The following is a 17952-nucleotide window of genomic DNA, read 5'->3' as shown; positions in this document are numbered from 1 at the left end:
GCGCAATATTGCCTTGCCCCATGAGCACATCCCTTCCCGAGCGCCACCACGAGCGCCTTCTCATCATCGACTTCGGCTCCCAGGTGACGCAGCTGATCGCGCGGCGGCTGCGCGAGTTGAACGTGTATTGCGAGATCCACCCCTTCAACACGGTGGATGATGCCTTTCTGGCCGAGTTTGCCCCCAAGGCGGTGATCTTCTCTGGCGGGCCGGATACGGTGACCCGCGAAGGCTCGCCGCGTCCGCCGCAGTCGGTCTATGACCTCGGCGTGCCGATCCTCGGCATCTGCTATGGCCAGCAGGCGATGATGGAAGACCTGGGCGGCAAGGTCCACGGCGGCAAGAACACCGGCGGCGGCGGCACGGCCGAGTTCGGCCGCGCCAAGGTGACGCCGAGCGAGGCGCGCCTGCCCTTGCTCGAAGGCTGGTTCCTCGACGGGCCCGAGCAGGTGTGGATGAGCCATGGCGACCACGTGGCCAAGCTCGCGCCCGGCTTCGAAGTCTATGGCACCTCGCCCAACGCGCCCTTCGCGATCACCGCCGACGTCAGCCGCAATTTCTTTGCCGTGCAGTTCCACCCCGAGGTGCACCACACGCCCAACGGCGCGACGCTCTACCAGAATTTCGTGAAGCTCGCGGGCTTTGCCGGCGACTGGACGATGGGCGCCTATCGCGAGGAGGCGGTGGCGCGCATCCGCGAGCAGGTGGGCGACGCAAAGGTGATCTGCGCGCTCTCGGGCGGCGTGGATTCCTCGGTGGCTGCCGTGCTGATCCACGAGGCCATCGGCGAGCAGCTGACCTGCGTCTTCGTCGACCACGGGTTGATGCGCAAGGACGAGGCGCAGGAAGTGGTGGGCATGTTCCGCGAGCATTACAACCTGCCGCTGATCCACGCCGATGAGGCGGACCTGTTTTTGGGTGAACTCAACGGCGTAAGCGACCCGGAAACAAAGAGAAAGATCATCGGCAAGCTCTTCATCGACGTGTTCCAGAAGCACGCCGACGAGATTGAGGGCGTCCAGTTTCTGGCGCAGGGCACGCTCTATCCCGACGTGATCGAGAGCGTGTCCTTCTCCGGCGGGCCTTCGGTCACGATCAAGAGCCACCACAACGTGGGCGGCCTGCCCGAGAAGATGGGGCTGAAGCTGGTGGAACCCTTGCGCGAGCTCTTCAAGGACGAGGTGCGCGCCCTTGGCCGCGAGCTGGGCCTGCCCGCCAGTTTCATCGGGCGCCACCCCTTCCCCGGCCCGGGCCTTGCCATTCGCTGCCCCGGCGAGATCACCCCGCAGAAGCTCGATATCCTGCGCGAGGCCGATGCCGTTTACATCGACCAGATCCGCAAGCACGGGCTTTACGACGAGATCTGGCAGGCTTTCGTCGCCATCCTGCCGGTGCGCACGGTGGGGGTGATGGGCGATGGCCGCACCTATGACTACGCCTGCGCGCTGCGGGCCGTCACGTCGGTCGATGGGATGACGGCGGATTACTACCCCTTTACCCATGACTTCTTGGGCGAAACCGCCACGCGCATCATCAACGAGGTGCCGGGGATCAACCGGGTGACCTATGACATCACCTCGAAACCTCCCGGCACCATCGAATGGGAATGAGCGAGATACCGCGCGTTGCACTTTGCTGCGATGACGGCTTTCTTGCCCCCTCTCTGGTGACGGCGCACTCCCTCTTGCGGCACAGGAGCGGTGCAACGGAGATCTGGCTCTGCCTCGATCAAATCACTCCACATGCCGAGCGATGGGTCGAGCGGTTGGGGGCGAAATTCCCCCAGGCGCGTTTCCACCTGACAAAAATGAACCTCCCCACCGGATCAGTGGGGCCAAGCTGGACCCTGGCGACCTATGGCCGCCTTCTGCTCCGCGACCTTGTTGGAAAGCGCCTCATCTACCTCGATGGAGACACGCTGGTCTGCGCCGATATCGGCCCGCTTTTTCGGGCCAAACTGAGGGGCAATCCGGTGGGAGGCGTGCGCGACTACCCCTGCGAGCGCATGCAGGCCTTCGTGCGCCGTGGCCGAGACCCTGCACAGCGGGAGCCATGGTTGCCCACAAAACTGCAACGGATCGGGCATCTTGTTGATCTGGACAGCTACATCAACACCGGTGTTCTCGTGGTGGACTTCGAAAACCCAAACCATGCGGCGCTGTTCGACAAGCTCTGCGATGTAGAGGCGGCCTTGGCGTTTCGGGAAACCCATGAAACACCCTTTGTCGATCAGGATTGGATCAACCACGTCATGCGCGGGGCGATCACCCAGCTTGCGCCGGAATGGAACTCTGGCTGGTGCAACCACCGTTCCGGCAAGACCCCTATGCCGCTGCATCGCCGCCTCGCCTATCGTGCTTCCCGCAATGCACCGAAAATCCTGCACTGCTGGGGCAGCGTCAAACCATGGGCTCCCGATGCCACGCCCATCAACCCGCCGGCGGCGGGTGTGCTCGCGCGCTACCGTGAAGAGATGGCATTGGCTGTCGCCTGCATGGGCGAAGATCTCGCCACTGCACTCGCCCGCCGCAAAGCCGCTAGCGCCGTTTCTTGAGCGCCCTCAGGTCGTGGATGCCCGGCCTTTCGCGCGGGTCTTCGCCGGGGGGGAAGAGCGCGTGTTTTTGCACCTTCTGCGTGCCTGTCACCGGGATTTCCTCGACGAAGAGCACCCAGCCCGGCGGCTTGTAATAGGCCATGCGGGCGAAGGCGGCGTCGAAGATGGCGCGGGCGGTTTCGGCGCTGGCCGCATGGCCCGGCGCCAGCTTGATGGCGGCCAGCACCTCCTCCTCGCGGGTCTCATCGGGGCATGGTGCCACCGCCACGTTCTCCACCGCCGGATGTTCGAACAGCACGTTCTCAACCTCGGCGGCGGCGATGTTTTCTCCTGCCCTTCGGATGATGTTTTTCTTGCGATCCAAGAAGGTTATGACGCCCTCTTCATCCATTTCCACCGTATCGCCGGTGTGAAACCAACCGCCCTCCCAGGCCTCTGCGGTGGCCTCGGGCTTGTTCAGATAGCCCGAGAAGAAGCCGCGCCGGGGCGTCGCCTGGGAGTGGCGGATGACCATTTCGCCGGGCGTGCCGCGCGAAACCTCGCGGCCAGCATCATCCCAGACCTGCACTTCGAGGTCGTCGCGCGGCCGGCCCATGGCCCGCGTGTCAATGTGGCGCGGCTCCTCCTCCATCGAGAGCACCCGGCACATCTCGGTCATCCCCCAGAGTTCCACCAGAGGGATGCCAAAGCGGTTTTCGAACGCCACGTGCAGCGCTGGCTCAACCCCGGCGCCGAGGCCCGCCCGCAGTGCGCCCAGCCGGTCCGACCCCGCCGTGCGGTCGGCCATCAGCACCGAGATCACCACGCCGAGGTAGTGAAAGAGCGTCGCGCGGGTTTCGGCGCAGTCGTCCCAGAAGGAGCTGGCCGAAAACCGTGGCGGCTGGATCAGGCACCCCCCAGCGAGCATCACGCCGAAGAAGGTGAGCACGCCCGCGTTGACGTGGAAGGCTGGCAGCGGGTTGAACACACGGTCCGCCCCTGTCACCGCCATTGCGCCGCGCGGGCGCAGGTAGCTGGCGCCCATCAGCAGCTCGTAGTCATGGCTCAGGATGCAGCCCTTGGGCCGCCCGGTCGTGCCGGAGGTGTAGAGAAGGCTGGCTTCGCTCTCTGCCGTGAGCGGCCCGGCACCCGCCGGACAGGGCGCGGGCGGCACTTCAAGATCGCCCTCGAAGAGGCTGAGAAGAGGCGGTTTTGTCATGTCCTTCATCGCGTCACTGGCCAGGCCCGCATGCTCAGGCGCGGCAACGAGGAGCAGCGCGGCGGAATCCTCCAGCACATAGGCCAGCTCGCCGGGGCGATAATCGGGGTTGATCGGCACGCAGGAGATGCCGAGGGCGTTCATCGCCAGCTTCAGGACATAGTGCTCGGGGCGCGTGCCGAGCAGCAGCGCCACCCGGTGGCCCGGGCCGTAGCCAGCCGCGGCCAGCGCAGTCCTGGCCTCCGCCACCGCCGCCGCCGCTGCGGCATAGCTGAACGACAGCCCCCCCGGTGCCGCCAGAAACTCCGCCTCCGGCACCCGGGCCACCGCCTCGGCGAAGACTTCGCCGATCACCCGCCCTTCGATCTCGATCATCCCATGTCCTCCCTGCAGCCACAGTGCCGCGAAGGCCCTGGTTTGCCAACGGGTGTGCGGGCCTCAAGATCATCTTGCAGCATTCGAGATTGCGCCCCCGGCCCGCCTGTGGCACCCCCTGCGCAACCGATCTACCGGAGCCCCTGATGCCTGACGCCCTGAGCACCCTCCTCGCCGAACGCCCCTTTCTGCTGACAGATGGCGCCACCGGCACCACACTGTTCAACATGGGGCTGCAATCAGGCGATGCGCCCGAACTGTGGAACGACGAGCACCCCGACCGGATTGCCGCGCTCTACTCGGGCGCCGTCGAGGCGGGCTCCGATCTGTTCCTGACCAACAGCTTTGGCGGCAATGCCTCCCGCCTCAAGCTGCACGATGCGCAAGACCGGGTGCGCGAGCTCAACCGCAAGGCCGCCGAGATTGGCCGCGAGGTGGCCGACAAGGCGGGCCGCACCGTGGTGGTGGCCGGCTCGATGGGCCCGACGGGCGACATCATGGGCGCCATCGGCACGCTGAGCCACGAGGATGCTGTGGAGATGTTCCACGAGCAGGCCGAGGGGCTGAAGGAGGGCGGGGCCGATGTGCTCTGGGTCGAAACCATTTCGGCCCCCGAAGAATACAAGGCCGCCGCCGAGGCCTGCGCGCTGGCCGGCATGCCCTGGGTCGGCACGATGAGCTTTGACACCGCCGGACGCACGATGATGGGCGTGACCTCTGCCGACATGGTGAAGATGGTCACCAAGCTGCCCAGGCCGCCGCTGGCCTTCGGGGCCAACTGCGGCGTCGGCGCCTCCGACCTGCTCCGCACGGTGAAGGGCTTTCTGGCCGAAGGGCCGGAAATTCCGGTGATCGCGAAGGGCAACGCGGGCATTCCGAAATACGTTGACGGGCACATCCACTACAACGGCACGCCCGAGTTGATGGCCGATTACGCCTGCATGGCCCGTGACATGGGCGCGCGGATCATCGGCGGCTGCTGCGGCACCACGCCCGAGCACCTCGCCGCCATGCGCGAAGCGCTCGATACCCGCCCCGCCGCGCCCGCGCCGACGCTGGAAGAGATCGCCGAAAAGCTCGGCGGCTTCTCCTCCGCAAGCGACGGCACCGGCGACGAGCCGGGCCCCGAGCGCCAGCGCCGCGGCCGCCGCAGGAGCTGACGGAACGCACCCGGGGCCGCTCTTCGGCCCTTGCGGCCCTCATCGCATCTGCGAAGAGAAGCCGAAGGCTCCGATGAGCCGCCCGGGAGGCGGGCTCATCCGCCCTCCGAGGCGTCTTCGCCCGCGCGCATGCGAAGAAAGCCCGAAGGGATTGCTGAGCAGCCGCCAGCTTAGCCGAACAGGCTGAGCTGGTCCCCCGGTTTCGGCGGCACCTTGAACAGATCGCACCTCAGCGGCGGCAGGTTCCGCTTCAGCCCAAGCCGCTTGCAGACCACCTCGAAGCGGTGCGAGAGCAGCGCCGCATGGGTGCCCTGCCCTTTCATCCGGCGGCCCCATTCCGGATCATAGTCGCGCCCGCCATGCATCTCGCGCACCCGCGCCATCACCCGGGCCGCGCGTTCGGGCACATTGGCCTCCAGCCAGTCGCGAAACAGCGGCGAGACCTCGCGCGGAAGCCGCAGAACGATGTAGCTGGCCGCCACGGCGCCCGCATCCCGCGCCGCTTCCAGAATCTTCTCCAACTCATGGTCGGTCAGCCCCGGAATCATCGGCGAGGCCATAACCCGCACCTGCACGCCCGCCCCCGCAAGCCGCTCGATCATCTTGAGGCGGCGCGCAGGCGATGGCACACGCGGCTCCATCTTTCGGGACAGCCCGGCATCCAGCGTGGTCACCGAAATGCCCACTCGTGCCAGCCCCTCCCAACCCATGTCGCCCAGAATATCCAGATCACGCTCGATCAGGCTGCCCTTGGTGACGATGCCGACCGGGTGGTTATGCGCCCGCAGCACCTCCAGCAGGCGCCGGGTGATGCGGTGGCTGCGCTCGATCGGCTGGTAAGGGTCGGTGTTGGTGCCCATGGCGATGGGCGCCACCTCGTAGCGCGGGTTCGCCAGCTCGGCCTCCAGACGCTCGGGGGCGTTCGGTTTGGCCACCAACCGGGTTTCGAAATCCAGCCCCGGCGAGAAGCCGAGGTAGGCATGGGTGGGCCGGGCAAAGCAGTAGATGCAGCCATGCTCGCAGCCGCGATAGGCGTTGATCGAACGGTCGAACGACAGATCGGGCGAGCTGTTGCGGGTGATGATCTTGCGGGGGCTTTCCAGCGCCACCTCGGTGCGCAAGGGGGGCAGATCGGCCTCCGCCCCGCTCTCCCAGCCATCATCAGCTCGCTCGACGGCATAGGGATCGAACCGGTTGGCCACATTGGAGATGGCCGCACGCCCGCGGCGGCGATGCTCAGGCACCGCCCAGCCCGCGGTGGCCGCCTCCTCAAACCCATGTGTCGCGCGCCGTTCCATGTGCCGAACATAGAACATATACGGAACATTTGAAAGAACCACATGACCTTCATGCATATTTTTCCCGCCACCTTGCCCCAAATCCCGGCTATAAGTCGGCAAATGCGCGCGCCATGTCGTAAATCGGAAAGTCCGCCTGCGACATTCTGGCAATGGCTCGTAACAGAAACCGCACCGGCCGCACCCCGGCCAAGCAAAGGAAATGCCCATGTCTGCGGATGACGAAGACGACATCATCCTGTCCGAACTTTCCGATGAGGATCTCACCGCCCAGATGCACGATGACCTCTACGATGGCCTCAAGGAGGAGATCGAGGAGGGCGTGAACATCCTGCTGGAACGCGGCTGGGCCCCCTATGACGTGCTGACAAAGGCACTTGTCGCCGGGATGAAGGTGGTTGGCGACGACTTCCGCGATGGCATCCTCTTCGTGCCCGAGGTGCTGCTGGCCGCCAACGCGATGAAGGCGGGCATGGCGATCCTCAAACCGCTGCTGGCCGAAACCGGCGCGCCCCGCATGGGCAAGATGGTGATCGGCACCGTCAAGGGCGACATCCACGACATCGGCAAGAACCTCGTTTCGATGATGATGGAGGGTGCAGGCTTCGAGGTGGTCGACATCGGCATCAACAACCCGGTCGAGAAATACATCGACACGCTGAAAGCCGAAGAGGCCGACATCCTCGGCATGTCTGCCCTGCTGACCACCACCATGCCCTACATGAAGGTGGTGATCGACGCGCTGGTCGAGCAAGGCATGCGCGACGATTACATCGTGCTTGTTGGTGGTGCGCCGCTGAACGAAGAGTTCGGCCGCGCCATCGGCGCAGATGCCTATTGCCGCGATGCTGCCGTGGCGGTGGAAACGGCGAAGGACTTCATTGCCCGCAAGCACAACCAGATGGCGGGCTGACGCTTGCCTGTCGGCGGGGCCAGGTGCCCCGCCCTACTCTGGCGGCATCAGGAAGGCTTCGACATGAACCGCAAGGGCGCGGCCCGGGTTGGTGCCCTTCCCGGGGTTGGCCACGTGGCGGGCCATGGCCATGAGGGTGAAGGCGCGGATGCCCTCGGCCATCACCTTCGGCGGCAGGTCGGTCCGAAAGGGCGGCGCGCCGAAGAGGCCTCCGAACCAGCCGGTGAGGATGAGATCGAGCCGCGAGAGCGCCTCGGCCACCGGGCCGTCGGCAAGGGAGGCACGTTGCACCAGATCGAAGACATAACGCTCGCAGGTGAGCAGCTCGACGATCGGCCCGAGCGTGGCCGCCAGGCCTTTGGCGCTGGAGGGCCGCCGCGCGGTTTGCAGCGCGTCGAGCAGGCGGGAGATCCGCTTGGCGACGAGCTGTTCCATCAGCACGTCCTTATCGGCAAAATGGGCAAAGAAGGTGCCCTTGGCCACGCCTGCGGCCTTCACCACCTGCTCCACCCTGAGCGCGCCGAAGCCCTCGCGGGCCACGATGCTTTCGGCGGCGGCGACAAGATTGGCACGGGTGGCGCGGGCACGGCGCTGAACGGGTTCTGTCATGGCGGTCTGGTGGCGCAAAACATGACCATGGTCAATTCGTTTCCGGGGCACGCGGTGTGAAACTTCCCAGCGATCAGGCCCTGACCGAAGACGGGCTGGCCCGGGCGGGCCGGGGCGAGCTGCTGCTCATCGCCTGCGGGGCGCTGGCCCGCGAAATCCTCGCCCTGATCGAGGCCAACGGCTGGCACCACATGGCCCTCACCTGCCTGCCCGCGATCCTGCACAACCGCCCGGAGCAGATCCCCGATGCGGTGGAGGCGGCGGTGGAGAAGCATCGCGACAGCTTCGAACGGATCTTTGTGGTCTACGCCGATTGCGGCACCGGCGGGCTGCTGGAGGCGCGCTGCGCCAGGCTGGGCGTCGAGATGGTCCGCGGCCCGCATTGCTACAGCTTCTTCGAGGGCAATGCGGCCTTCGCCGCCCATGACGACGAGATCACGGCGTTCTATCTTACCGACTTCCTGGTGCGCCAGTTCGACGCCTTCGTGACCAGGCCGCTGAAGTTCGACAAGCACCCGGAGCTGAAGGAGATGTACTTCGGCCATTACGAAACGCTGGTCTACCAGGCGCAGACGGATGATCCGGCGCTGACCGCGCTGGCGATGCAGCACGCCGAAACGCTCGGGCTGGCCTTCGAGCGGCGCTTTACCGGCTACGGAGACCTGGAGGGGGCGCTAGCGAAGGCGTGAGCCGGGCTGCTCTTCGAGGCCATTCGGCCACTCATCGCATATACGACGCAGCTGCGAAGAGGACCGCGAGGGCCGATGAGTTGCCGCTATAACGCCATGTCATCCCGGTGGATCAGCGCGGCCCGCCCCGGGTAGCCCAGAAGCGCCTCGATCTCCTCCGAGCGGTGCCCGGCGATCACCCCGGCCTCGGTGGCGGTGTAGCGCACCAGCCCCTGCCCGAGGTGCCCGGCTGGCCCGACGATCTCCACAGGATCGCCCCGCAGAAAGGCCCCCTCCACGCGCCGCACCCCGGCGGGCAGCAGCGATTTGCCCTCTGCCAGAGCCTTGGCGGCCCCCGCATCCACCGTGACCGTTCCACGCGGCTTCATCGAGCCGATCCAGCCTTTGCGGGCGGCCTGCGGCGTGGTCTGGGCGGTGAACCATGTGGCATTGGCGCCCTCTTCCAGCCGCCGCAGCGGCCCGAGCGCAAAGCCGTGGGTGATCGCCATGGCGCAGCCAGCGGTGGTCGCCGTCCGCGCGGCGAGCAGCTTGGTCTTCATCCCCCCGCGCGACAGGCCCGAGCCCGCATCGCCCGCCATCGCCTCGATCTCGGGGGTGATCTCTTCGACCACGTCGAAGCGGGTGGCCGCCGGATCGGTGGCGGGATTACCGGTGTAGAGACCGTCGACATCCGAGAGAAGCACCAGCGTATCGGCACCCACCGTCACCGCCACCTGCGCGGCGAGCCTGTCATTGTCGCCAAAGCGGATCTCGTCGGTCGCCACCGTGTCATTCTCGTTGACGATGGGGATGACATCGAGCGACAGCAGCGTTTCCAGCGTCGCGCGGGTGTTCAGGTAGCGGCGGCGGGAGGCGCTGTCTTCCAGCGTCAGCAGCACCTGGGCGGCCTTCAGCCCGTGGGGGGTGAGCACCTCTTCATAGGCGCGGGCCAGCCGGATCTGGCCCACGGCGGCGGCGGCCTGGCTCTGCTCCAGCGGCAGCTCGGTGAGGCCCAGGCCCAGCACACCGCGCCCCAGTGCGATGGAGCCGGAAGAGACCAGAAGCACCTCGCAGCCCCGCGCCCTGAGTGCGGCGATGTCTTCGGCCAGGGCCACCAGCCATTCCTGCCGGAGCGCGCCTGTTTCCCGATCCACCAGCAGGGCCGAGCCGATCTTCACGACGAGGCGGCGGGCCGCGCTCAGCCCCGATGTCACGGCTGCCACGGCGCGTCCTCGTCGTCGTCCTCCATGCGCTCATCCTTGCGCGCCCGCACGATCTGCGCCCGTAGCGCGCGCAGCACCTCCTGGATGCCCTCGCCCGCCACGCCGGAAATCTGGAAGGGCCGCTGCCCGGCGGCCTCCTGAAGCTCGGCCTGCTTTTCGGCGCGCTCCTCCTCGGTGAGCGCATCCACCTTGTTCAGCGCCAGCACGCGCGGCTTTTCGGCAAGGTGGCCGCCATACATCTCCAGCTCGTGGGTGATGGTGCGATAATCCTCCGCCACGTCCTCCGAGGTGCCATCGACAAGGTGCAACAGCACCGCGCAGCGCTCGACATGGCCAAGAAAGCGGTCGCCGATGCCCCGGCCCTCATGGGCGCCCTCGATCAGCCCGGGAATGTCGGCCATGACAAACTCATGCCCATCCACGCCCACCACCCCGAGGTTGGGGTGCAGGGTGGTGAACGGGTAGTCGGCGATCTTGGGCCGCGCGTTCGACGTGGCGGCGAGAAAGGTGCTCTTGCCCGCGTTCGGCAGCCCCAGCAGGCCCGCGTCGGCAATCAGCTTCAGCCGCAGCCAGATGGTGCGCTCCACCGCCGGCTGGCCGGGGTTGGCGCGGCGCGGGGCCTGGTTGGTGGAGCTCTTGAAGTGCAGGTTGCCGAAGCCGCCGTTGCCGCCCTTGGCCAGCACCACGCGCTGGCCCTCTTCCGTGAGGTCGGCGATCACCGTCTCCTCGTCTTCCTCCAGAATCTCGGTGCCCACCGGCACGCGCAGGATGATATCCTTGCCATCGGCCCCTGTGCGCTGGCGGCCCATGCCGGGCTGGCCGTTCTTGGCGAAGAAATGCTGCTGGTAGCGAAAGTCGATCAGCGTGTTCAGGTTGCTCACGGCCTCGGCGATCACATCGCCGCCGGTGCCGCCATCGCCGCCGTCCGGCCCGCCGAACTCGATGTACTTCTCCTTGCGGAACGAGATGCACCCGTTGCCGCCCGCGCCCGAGCGGATGTAAACCTTTGCCAGATCTAGGAATTGCATTGCGTGGCCTCGAAAGCGTTTCGCGTCAGGCGATATAGGGTGATGGGCTCGGGCTCAAGCCTCAGCGGGTTCGTGGCGCTGCCCTGGCCGATGATCTCGAAGCCCAGCTTGCGCAGCACCCGGCCCGATGACGGGTTGTCGTGGAAGTGATCGGCCTCCACCGCCTCGAGCCCGAAGGTGGCGAAAGCCCAGGCCAGAAACGCCCGGCCCGCCTCGGTGGCATAGCCGCGCCCGCCCTGCGCGGCGGCGATGAAATACATCAGCGTCGCCGGGTTCGCGCCCAGCCCGATGATGCCGATGAGGCCGGGCGTTTCCCGCGCCTCGATCGCAAGACGAAAGCCGGGCGCGCCGCGATAGCGCGAGGCCTCGATCCAGGCCAGCACGTCGGATTCGGGCCAGGGGGCCTTGAAGGTGAGCATCATCCGCGCCACCTCGGGCCGCCCGCCAAGCGCGGCGAGCCGCGGCGCGTCACCGGCCTCCAGCGGGCGTATGCGGAGCCGCTCGGTCAGGATGTCGAGCTGCTCCGCCTGCATGGGTCAGGCCAGCTTCTTCAGGTAGGTCCAGGTGGGCACGGTGCCCCCGCGGGAAACGGAATAGGCCTCGGCATCGCCAAGGTATTCGAAGCCCGCATTCGTCAGCACCCGGGCCGAGGCCGGATTATCCTGAAACACCTCGGCAAACATGGTGTGCGCCTCATGCGGGTTGGCCTCGACCATTGCCGATACCGCCTCGGAGGCGAGGCCGGTGTTCCACATCGCCGGCGCAACCCAGTAGCGGATCTCCGATTGCCTGCGGCGCTCTTCCTCGTCTTCCATCCGGGCCAGCGCGACGATGCCCACCAACTCGCCCATGCCGGCAGCTGTGCCGTCGATGGCCCAGACATCCTCGCGCCGGTTCTCGGCGTGGGAGCCGCGAATGAAGGCCTCCGCCGTGCCCGGCGGCAGCGGGTGCGGCAGGTGGCGGGTGGCCCGCGCCACGCGCTCGTCGCTGGCGTAAAGGGTAATCAGGCCCGCGTCGCTCTGCTGGAGCGGGCGCAGGGTCACCCGCTCTGCGGTGATGACGGGCTGACCCGAAATCCGGTCTTGTTGCATGTGTCGTTACTCCTCCGGTGCGCCGGATCTCCTCTCCGGCATGCGGTGGGCCCCCTCTCCCGCCGCAGGGCCAACATGGCCCGAAAACGCAGCGGGGGGGATCGGCGCCTGCCGTCCCCCCCGGAAATGTGATTTCGCTTCGGGTTCGGCTTACTCGGCGGCCTCCGCAACCGGAAGAACCGAAATGAAGGTGCGGCCCTTGATGCCCTTGTGGAAGGTCACCTGGCCCTCGGCGGTCGCAAAGATGGTGTGATCCTTGCCGAGGCCCACGCCTTCGCCCGGCCACCACTTGGTGCCGCGCTGACGCACGATGATGTTGCCCGGGATCACGGCTTCGCCGCCGAATTTCTTGACGCCGAGGCGACGGCCCGCGGAGTCGCGGCCGTTACGGGAGGAACCGCCTGCTTTCTTGTGTGCCATATCTCTCTACTCCTTCTCGGCTCAGGCCAGATCTTTGGCCTGTGCGACCCAACCTTCACGCTCGATACGGCCCTTGAACGAGAGCTTCTCGTCCATCTCGGCGATATCGGCCTCGGTCCAGGCAGCGATCTGGGCGAACGTGGTCACGCCCGCTTCGTGCAGTTTCTTCTCAAGCGCCGGGCCAACACCCGAGAGCTGCTTGAGGTCGTCGCCACCTTCGGCCTTTGCGGCTTTCTTGGGGGCGGCTTTCTCTTCTTCTTTCGGAGCCTCGGCCTTCTTGGCGGCGGGCTTCTCTTCGGCCTTCTTGGCGGCCTTCTTAGGCGCGTCCTTCACGGCAGCAGCCACGGCAGCACCCGAGACGGAACCGGCACCGATGGCGGCCTTCACGCCGGTCTTGTCACCACCCTTTTCCAGGATGTCGGTGACGCGCAGCAGGGTGAGCTGCTGGCGGTGGCCCTTGGTGCGCTTGGAGCCGTGCTTCCGGCGGCGCTTCACGAAGTGGATGACCTTCTCGCCCTTGATCTGGTCGATCACTTCGGCCTGCACGGCGGCACCGTCGACCATCGGGGAACCGACGGTGGAGCCAACCATGAGAATCTCGTTGAACTGGACGGTTTCACCCGCCTCTGCGGCCAGCTTCTCGACGCGCAGCACATCGCCGCTCGCCACCTTGTATTGCTTGCCGCCGGTTTTCATAACCGCAAACATATTGTTTTCCTTACGTCTTTCGCGTTCCTGCGGTCCCCCGTGCGGGGTGTTGCCGGCCTGCCCTGGTTGAGCGTAGCCACCTCGAACTGCGTGCCCTTCATATGGGCCTTGTTACGTCCGTTTTCCACCCAGGATCGGGTAGAGCGCGGCTTATCGGGCGGAAAGGCCTTTGTGTCAAGGGGGTTCGGGCCACCCTGCACCGCCGCTGCCGCAGTTTCGCGTCAGATGTCTTCGCTGAGCATGAAACGCGAGGCGGCGAGCCCGAGATCGCGGGAAATATCGGTGAAGAGCTCGTCGAAGGCGGCAAAGATCGCCCGGTTCAGGGCCCGGCCCTCGGGGGTTTGGGACATGGCCGTGTAGGCCTCGATGTCGGCATCCTCCAGCGGGCGGTAGGCCATGGCGAGATAGGACCAGACCCAGCTTTCGGTTTCTTCGCGGATATCGGGCTCCTGCAACCAGACGTCGCGCAGCATGTCTTCCTCTGTCATCTCCAGGGGCAGCGCACCCCCGGCAGAGAGGCCCTGGTAGAAGGCGAGGTTGGAGTTGAGCGCCCCGGCAATGTTGCTTTCCACGAGGTCATTGGCCTCGATATAGGCGCGCAGGGCCTCCATGCGCGGCGAGTCCTCGGCCCGCATCTCGTCGAGCGCCTCGCGGCTCATCTGCTCCACGGTCTCATCCAGCAGCGCCTCGCGGGCCGAGACCTCGAGCCCGATGATCCGCTGGCCCCGTTCGCTTTGCAGGAACGCCAGAAGCGGTGCGGTATCCACCCCGGCCATCTCTTCGGAAAAGCGGCGTGCCATGACCCGCTCCAGCCTGTCCAGCGCGTAGATATCGCCAACCAGTGCCTGCCACTCCTCGTTCCCGGCCCCCGGAAACAGCTCGCGCTCCAGCGCCTTGGAATAGGCCAGGCCCTCCTCGCGCAGGATCGGAAAGAGTTGGTCCATCCCCAGCGCCGTGAGCAGCTCCTCGGTTTCGGCGGCCGGCAGCGGCGCAGGCTCGGCCGCACTCTCGGCGGTGCCCGCCTCCGCCGCCTCGGCAAGCGCCATCGGGGCCGGGGCCACCAGAATGGCGGTGAAGGCCAGCGCCAGGGCGGCGCAAAACGGGGCGGGGACTCGCAACATGGGCGGCAGGGCTCCGGTAAATAAAAGCTGGTCCTGCAATAGGCCTTCGGCGGAGCATTTCCAAGCCGGTCCCAGGAATTTGAACCCCAAGCGGCTGATTTCGACCGCTTCCGCGCCTCCGGCCCGCCAATCCAACCCCAGATCGCATCTTGGCGCATCTTGAGGGTTGCGCCCGCTGCGGCGCTCTTATACATCCGCGCCACCTGAGGCCACAGGATCGCGGAGAGGTGCCGGAGTGGTCGAACGGGGCGGTCTCGAAAACCGTTGACCCTTCACGGGGTCCCAGGGTTCGAATCCCTGTCTCTCCGCCACATTCCTCCCTCGGGATGCACCCAGATCGTTGCAATTTGTTGCGCTCCGCCCGGGGCCTCTCACCCTGCGTGAGAGCGGCTGCCCTTGTGCCGCCCGGCCTACACGCTCCTGCCCCTGCGTCACATCACGACCACGCCGGATTTCGTGAAGGAACAGGCGGCTTTGGCCTGCGTTTCCCCCACCGACGCAGTAACAAGGACAGAGGACTATACCTATGCGTAAGATCATGCTCACCAGCCTCGCCCCGGTCGCCCTGACCGCGGCCTTCGCGGCGCCCGCCCTTGCAGGCAACCTCGAAGAGCCCGTTGTGGAAGAGGTCGTCACGGCCCCTGCCCCGGTGGTGGATTACGGCTCCGACTGGACCGGCTTTTACGGCGGTCTGTCGCTCGGCACCGGCAGCGGCTCGATCGAGACCGATGCCGGCGACGCCGACTTCGACATCAACAACTCCTTCGGGGCCCAGGCGGGTTACCTGTGGGACAACGGCTCGCTCGTCTACGGCGGTGAACTCGCCTACCAGAGCCTTCAGCTTGACGCCGATGGCGCCGAGGAAGATGGCGACGTTTTCGCGCTGAAGGGCCGTATCGGCTATGACGCCGGGCAGTTCCTGCCCTATGCCACCGCCGGCTTTGCCAACCTGAACGTCGATGGCGAGAGCGGTGACGGCTACGTGCTCGGCGCGGGCCTCGAATATGCCGCGACCGAGAACATCCGCGTGCGCGGTGAATACCTGAACCACCAGTTCGACGATTTCGGCGATACCGATGGCGTCGATGTGAAGGCCGATACCTTCTCGATCGGCCTGAACTACGCCTTCTGAGGCGGATTAAATTTGAAAGAGCGAAGGGGCGGTGCGCAGGCGCCGCCCCTTTTGCATGTCGCTCCACCGCGCCACAGAGTCGAAAGTCTGGTTTCCGCCTTCGCCGATTCCGCCCTAGGATGCGCGCAACGGCCACGGAGGTGGCCACGGGAGGGGCGCGCTGCCATGTCTGCATTCCGCGAGGCCATATCGGAGGCGGCCGGGCTGATTGTCCGGGCGGACGCGGATTTTCTGGAGATCCTCGCGCTTTCGGTTCAGGTGACCGGGCTTGCGGTGCTGATCGCCTGCGCCATCGGCTTTCCGCTCGGCGCGCTGCTGGCGGTGGGGCGGTTTCGCGGACGCGGGGCGCTTTCGCTGCTGGTGTCTGCCGCGATGGGCCTGCCGCCGGTGGTGGTGGGGCTGGCGCTTTACATGCTGTTCTCGCGCGCCGGGCCGCTGGGGGTGCTGGGGCTGCTCTACACGCCAACGGCGATGGTGATTGCGCAGGTGGTGCTCGTTACCCCCATCGTCGCGGCGCTGACCCGGCAGATCGTGGCCGACCTGGACAGCGAGTATTCCGAAACCCTGCGCGCCCTGCGGGCCACCCGCGCTCAGGCCATGGCCACCCTGCTCTGGGAGGCCCGGCCCGCGCTTGTCACGGCGGCGCTGGCGGGCACCGGGCGGGCGATGGCCGAGGTGGGCGCGGTGATGATCGTGGGCGGCAACATCGACCACCTGACCCGGGTGATGACAACCGCCATCGCGCTGGAAACCTCGCGCGGCGAGCTCTCGCTGGCGCTGGCGCTGGGCCTCGTGCTGCTGGTGGCCTCGCTGGCGATCAACGGGGCGCTGATGGGCCTGCGCCAGCGGATCGGGGAGCCGGCCCATGGCTGAGCGCCGCGTCATCCCGCTGGCCCGCCCCGAGACGCGGGGCGCCGAACCGGGCATCGCGGTGCAGGGGGTTTACCTCTCGCGCGGCGGTCGGGCGCTTCTGCGCGGGGTCGATCTTGCGCTTGGCGGCGGCGGGATCACCGCCCTGCTCGGCTCCAATGGCGCCGGAAAGAGCCTGCTGCTGCGGGTCATCGCCGGCATGATCCAGCCCGATGCCGGCGAGGTCGAGTTGGCCCCGCGCTTTGCCCGGCCGGCGCTGGTGTTCCAGAAGCCGGTTCTGCTGCGCCGCTCGGTGCGCGCCAACCTCGCCCACGCGCTGAAGCTGGCCCGGGTGCCCCGCGCCCAACGTGCGGGGCGGATCACCGAGCTGCTCGACCTCTGTGACCTTGCGTCGCTCGCCGCCGCCCCCGCGCGCAGGCTCTCGGGCGGCGAGCAACAGCGGCTGGCCGTGGCCCGCGCGCTGGCCACCGATCCGGCCCTGCTGCTGCTCGACGAGCCCACCGCTTCGCTCGACCCCAAGGCCACCGCCGCGATCGAGGCCATCGCGCTGCGGGCCGCCGGGCGCGGGGTAAAGCTGGTGCTCGTCACACATGACCGCGCCCAGGCCGAGCGGCTGGCGGGTGATGTCGCCTTTCTCCACCAGGGCCGGGTTGTCGAACACGCCCCGGCCCATCGTTTCTTTTCCACCCCCGAGTCCGCCGAAGCGCGGGCCTATCTTGACGGAAGACTGTTCTTGTGACTGCCAAACTCCTCGCCGCCGCGCTTGCCGCGCTGCTCGCCCTGCCCGCCCATGCCCAAAGCCACATCACCGTGCAAAGCACCACCTCGACGCAGAACTCGGGCCTCTACGATCACCTGCTGCCGATCTTCGAAGAGGCCAGTGGAATTGACGTGCGCGTGGTGGCCGTGGGCACCGGGCAGGCGCTGAAGAATGCGGGCAACTGCGACGGCGACATGCTGATCACCCATGCCCGCGCCGCCGAAGAGGCCTTCGTGGCCGAGGGCAAGGGGCTGGCCCGCCACCCGCTGATGTACAACGATTTCGTCCTCGTCGGCCCGGCAGACGACCCGGCGGGCACGCGGGGGGATGACATCACCGCCGCCCTCGCCGCCATCGCCGCGGCAAAGGCACCCTTCGCGTCGCGCGCCGACGACAGCGGCACAAACAAGGCCGAGATGCGGCTCTGGGCCGAGAGCAGTGCCGATCCGGCGGCGGGCTCCGGTGCCTGGTATCTGGAAACCGGCTCGGGCATGGGCGCCACGCTCAACCTCGGCACCGCGCAGGGCGCCTATGTGCTGACCGACCGCGCCACCTGGATGACCTTCGCCAACAAGGGCGATCATGAAATTCTGGTCGAGGGCGACCCGAAGCTGTTCAACCAATATGGCGTCATCGTGGTCAGCCCCGCCGCCTGCCCGACCGCGCGGGTGGAAGAGGCCGAACGCTTTACAAAATGGCTGCTCGGCCCCGAGGGGCAGGACGCCATTGCCGCTTTCGCCCCGAACGGCCAGCAGCTGTTCTTTCCTAACGCCAGCGAGTGAGGCTGACGTCGGAGTGGGGGCGCTGCCCCCACACCCCCGGAG

At 67.0% G+C, this 17952-nt stretch carries 19 protein-coding genes and 1 tRNA gene; 10 read left to right on the top strand and 10 right to left on the bottom strand.

Annotated features, from left to right (window positions below):
* Positions 1–20 precede the first annotated feature (20 nt).
* Together guaA and DYI42_RS03135 are read left to right on the top strand one after the other, a co-directional pair.
* Complete coding sequence (gene guaA / locus DYI42_RS03140; protein WP_213544468.1) at positions 21–1610, top strand: glutamine-hydrolyzing GMP synthase; 1590 nt, start codon at positions 21–23, stop codon at positions 1608–1610.
* Positions 1601–2554, top strand: a complete 954-nt coding sequence (locus tag DYI42_RS03135; RefSeq protein ID WP_342344597.1) for a glycosyltransferase family 8 protein — start codon at positions 1601–1603, stop codon at positions 2552–2554. Before guaA ends, DYI42_RS03135 begins: the two co-directional genes overlap by 10 nt.
* On the opposite strand, the gene DYI42_RS03130 is transcribed toward DYI42_RS03135, so the two are convergent.
* Positions 2538–4127, bottom strand: a complete 1590-nt coding sequence (locus DYI42_RS03130) for an AMP-binding protein (protein ID WP_213544466.1) — start codon at positions 4125–4127, stop codon at positions 2538–2540. The genes DYI42_RS03135 and DYI42_RS03130 overlap by 17 nt on opposite strands.
* Positions 4128–4273: 146 nt before the next feature.
* Here DYI42_RS03130 and bmt point away from each other — a divergent pair, with 146 nt between their 5' ends.
* Entirely contained in the window at positions 4274–5287 is a 1014-nt protein-coding gene (gene bmt / locus DYI42_RS03125; protein WP_213544465.1) for a betaine--homocysteine S-methyltransferase, read from the top strand.
* 170 nt (positions 5288–5457) lie between these two features.
* Here bmt and DYI42_RS03120 read toward each other — a convergent pair whose 3' ends face one another.
* Positions 5458–6585, bottom strand: coding sequence for a PA0069 family radical SAM protein (locus tag DYI42_RS03120; RefSeq protein WP_213544464.1), 1128 nt, complete (start codon positions 6583–6585; stop codon positions 5458–5460).
* A 208-nt stretch (positions 6586–6793) separates the two neighbouring features.
* On the opposite strand from DYI42_RS03120, the gene DYI42_RS03115 reads away from it, so the two are divergent.
* Positions 6794–7498 (top strand): corrinoid protein, encoded by a 705-nt coding sequence (locus tag DYI42_RS03115; RefSeq protein WP_213544463.1) that lies wholly within the window; start codon positions 6794–6796, stop codon positions 7496–7498.
* A 33-nt stretch (positions 7499–7531) separates the two neighbouring features.
* Here the strand turns inward: DYI42_RS03115 and DYI42_RS03110 are convergent, their stop codons facing one another.
* Entirely contained in the window at positions 7532–8107 is a 576-nt protein-coding gene (locus tag DYI42_RS03110; RefSeq protein WP_213544462.1) for a TetR/AcrR family transcriptional regulator, read from the bottom strand.
* Positions 8108–8163: 56 nt separating this feature from the next.
* Between DYI42_RS03110 and DYI42_RS03105 the strand changes: the two genes are divergently transcribed.
* The gene (locus DYI42_RS03105; RefSeq protein ID WP_213544461.1) at positions 8164–8796 is read left to right on the top strand and encodes a DUF1638 domain-containing protein; all 633 of its coding nucleotides are present in this window, start codon (positions 8164–8166) and stop codon (positions 8794–8796) included.
* An 86-nt stretch (positions 8797–8882) separates the two neighbouring features.
* Here DYI42_RS03105 and proB read toward each other — a convergent pair whose 3' ends face one another.
* The 7 genes from proB to DYI42_RS03070 form a co-directional block, all read right to left on the bottom strand.
* Positions 8883–9998, bottom strand: a complete 1116-nt coding sequence (gene proB / locus DYI42_RS03100; RefSeq protein WP_213544460.1) for a glutamate 5-kinase — start codon at positions 9996–9998, stop codon at positions 8883–8885.
* Positions 9986–11026: a GTPase ObgE gene (gene obgE / locus DYI42_RS03095; RefSeq protein ID WP_213544459.1), complete on the bottom strand. Its 1041-nt coding sequence runs from the start codon at positions 11024–11026 to the stop codon at positions 9986–9988. The genes proB and obgE overlap by 13 nt, the downstream gene beginning before the upstream one ends.
* Entirely contained in the window at positions 11014–11559 is a 546-nt protein-coding gene (locus DYI42_RS03090; protein WP_213544458.1) for a GNAT family N-acetyltransferase, read from the bottom strand. The genes obgE and DYI42_RS03090 overlap by 13 nt, the downstream gene beginning before the upstream one ends.
* Before the next feature lie 3 nt (positions 11560–11562).
* Positions 11563–12117, bottom strand: coding sequence for a GNAT family N-acetyltransferase (locus tag DYI42_RS03085; protein ID WP_213544457.1), 555 nt, complete (start codon positions 12115–12117; stop codon positions 11563–11565).
* Between the two features lie 150 nt (positions 12118–12267).
* Positions 12268–12537 carry a 50S ribosomal protein L27 gene (gene rpmA / locus DYI42_RS03080; RefSeq protein WP_213544456.1) on the bottom strand — a complete coding sequence of 90 codons (270 nt, stop codon included), beginning with the start codon at positions 12535–12537 and terminating at the stop codon, positions 12268–12270.
* A 21-nt stretch (positions 12538–12558) separates the two neighbouring features.
* Positions 12559–13245, bottom strand: coding sequence for a 50S ribosomal protein L21 (locus DYI42_RS03075; RefSeq protein ID WP_213544455.1), 687 nt, complete (start codon positions 13243–13245; stop codon positions 12559–12561).
* Between the two features lie 221 nt (positions 13246–13466).
* Positions 13467–14366 (bottom strand): DUF2059 domain-containing protein, encoded by a 900-nt coding sequence (locus DYI42_RS03070; protein WP_213544454.1) that lies wholly within the window; start codon positions 14364–14366, stop codon positions 13467–13469.
* Between the two features lie 221 nt (positions 14367–14587).
* Here DYI42_RS03070 and DYI42_RS03065 point away from each other — a divergent pair.
* From DYI42_RS03065 to DYI42_RS03045, 5 genes are all read left to right on the top strand, one after another.
* Positions 14588–14677, top strand: a tRNA-Ser gene (locus tag DYI42_RS03065).
* A gap of 215 nt (positions 14678–14892) precedes the next feature.
* Positions 14893–15498 carry an outer membrane protein gene (locus DYI42_RS03060; RefSeq protein WP_213544453.1) on the top strand — a complete coding sequence of 202 codons (606 nt, stop codon included), beginning with the start codon at positions 14893–14895 and terminating at the stop codon, positions 15496–15498.
* Between the two features lie 165 nt (positions 15499–15663).
* Positions 15664–16371: an ABC transporter permease gene (locus tag DYI42_RS03055; protein ID WP_213544452.1), complete on the top strand. Its 708-nt coding sequence runs from the start codon at positions 15664–15666 to the stop codon at positions 16369–16371.
* Positions 16364–17107 carry an ATP-binding cassette domain-containing protein gene (locus DYI42_RS03050; protein WP_213544451.1) on the top strand — a complete coding sequence of 248 codons (744 nt, stop codon included), beginning with the start codon at positions 16364–16366 and terminating at the stop codon, positions 17105–17107. Before DYI42_RS03055 ends, DYI42_RS03050 begins: the two co-directional genes overlap by 8 nt.
* Positions 17104–17910, top strand: coding sequence for a substrate-binding domain-containing protein (locus DYI42_RS03045; protein WP_213544450.1), 807 nt, complete (start codon positions 17104–17106; stop codon positions 17908–17910). Before DYI42_RS03050 ends, DYI42_RS03045 begins: the two co-directional genes overlap by 4 nt.
* Positions 17911–17952: the final 42 nt, after the last annotated feature.

Source organism: Vannielia litorea, assembly GCF_018424695.1.
Lineage (GTDB): Bacteria > Pseudomonadota > Alphaproteobacteria > Rhodobacterales > Rhodobacteraceae > Vannielia > Vannielia litorea_A.
The sequence above is the reverse complement of the archived record's forward strand: the minus strand, read 5'-3'. Positions and strand labels throughout refer to the sequence as shown.

Coding starts and splice junctions, on each gene's coding strand:
- guaA (WP_213544468.1), top strand. CDS start 21: ATGAGCACATCCCTTCCCGAGCGCCACCACGAGCGCCTTCTCATCATC.
- DYI42_RS03135 (WP_342344597.1), top strand. CDS start 1,601: ATGGGAATGAGCGAGATACCGCGCGTTGCACTTTGCTGCGATGACGGC.
- DYI42_RS03130 (WP_213544466.1), bottom strand. CDS start 4,127: ATGATCGAGATCGAAGGGCGGGTGATCGGCGAAGTCTTCGCCGAGGCG.
- bmt (WP_213544465.1), top strand. CDS start 4,274: ATGCCTGACGCCCTGAGCACCCTCCTCGCCGAACGCCCCTTTCTGCTG.
- DYI42_RS03120 (WP_213544464.1), bottom strand. CDS start 6,585: ATGGAACGGCGCGCGACACATGGGTTTGAGGAGGCGGCCACCGCGGGC.
- DYI42_RS03115 (WP_213544463.1), top strand. CDS start 6,794: ATGTCTGCGGATGACGAAGACGACATCATCCTGTCCGAACTTTCCGAT.
- DYI42_RS03110 (WP_213544462.1), bottom strand. CDS start 8,107: ATGACAGAACCCGTTCAGCGCCGTGCCCGCGCCACCCGTGCCAATCTT.
- obgE (WP_213544459.1), bottom strand. CDS start 11,026: ATGCAATTCCTAGATCTGGCAAAGGTTTACATCCGCTCGGGCGCGGGC.
- DYI42_RS03090 (WP_213544458.1), bottom strand. CDS start 11,559: ATGCAGGCGGAGCAGCTCGACATCCTGACCGAGCGGCTCCGCATACGC.
- DYI42_RS03085 (WP_213544457.1), bottom strand. CDS start 12,117: ATGCAACAAGACCGGATTTCGGGTCAGCCCGTCATCACCGCAGAGCGG.
- rpmA (WP_213544456.1), bottom strand. CDS start 12,537: ATGGCACACAAGAAAGCAGGCGGTTCCTCCCGTAACGGCCGCGACTCC.
- DYI42_RS03075 (WP_213544455.1), bottom strand. CDS start 13,245: ATGTTTGCGGTTATGAAAACCGGCGGCAAGCAATACAAGGTGGCGAGC.
- DYI42_RS03070 (WP_213544454.1), bottom strand. CDS start 14,366: ATGTTGCGAGTCCCCGCCCCGTTTTGCGCCGCCCTGGCGCTGGCCTTC.
- DYI42_RS03060 (WP_213544453.1), top strand. CDS start 14,893: ATGCGTAAGATCATGCTCACCAGCCTCGCCCCGGTCGCCCTGACCGCG.
- DYI42_RS03055 (WP_213544452.1), top strand. CDS start 15,664: ATGTCTGCATTCCGCGAGGCCATATCGGAGGCGGCCGGGCTGATTGTC.
- DYI42_RS03050 (WP_213544451.1), top strand. CDS start 16,364: ATGGCTGAGCGCCGCGTCATCCCGCTGGCCCGCCCCGAGACGCGGGGC.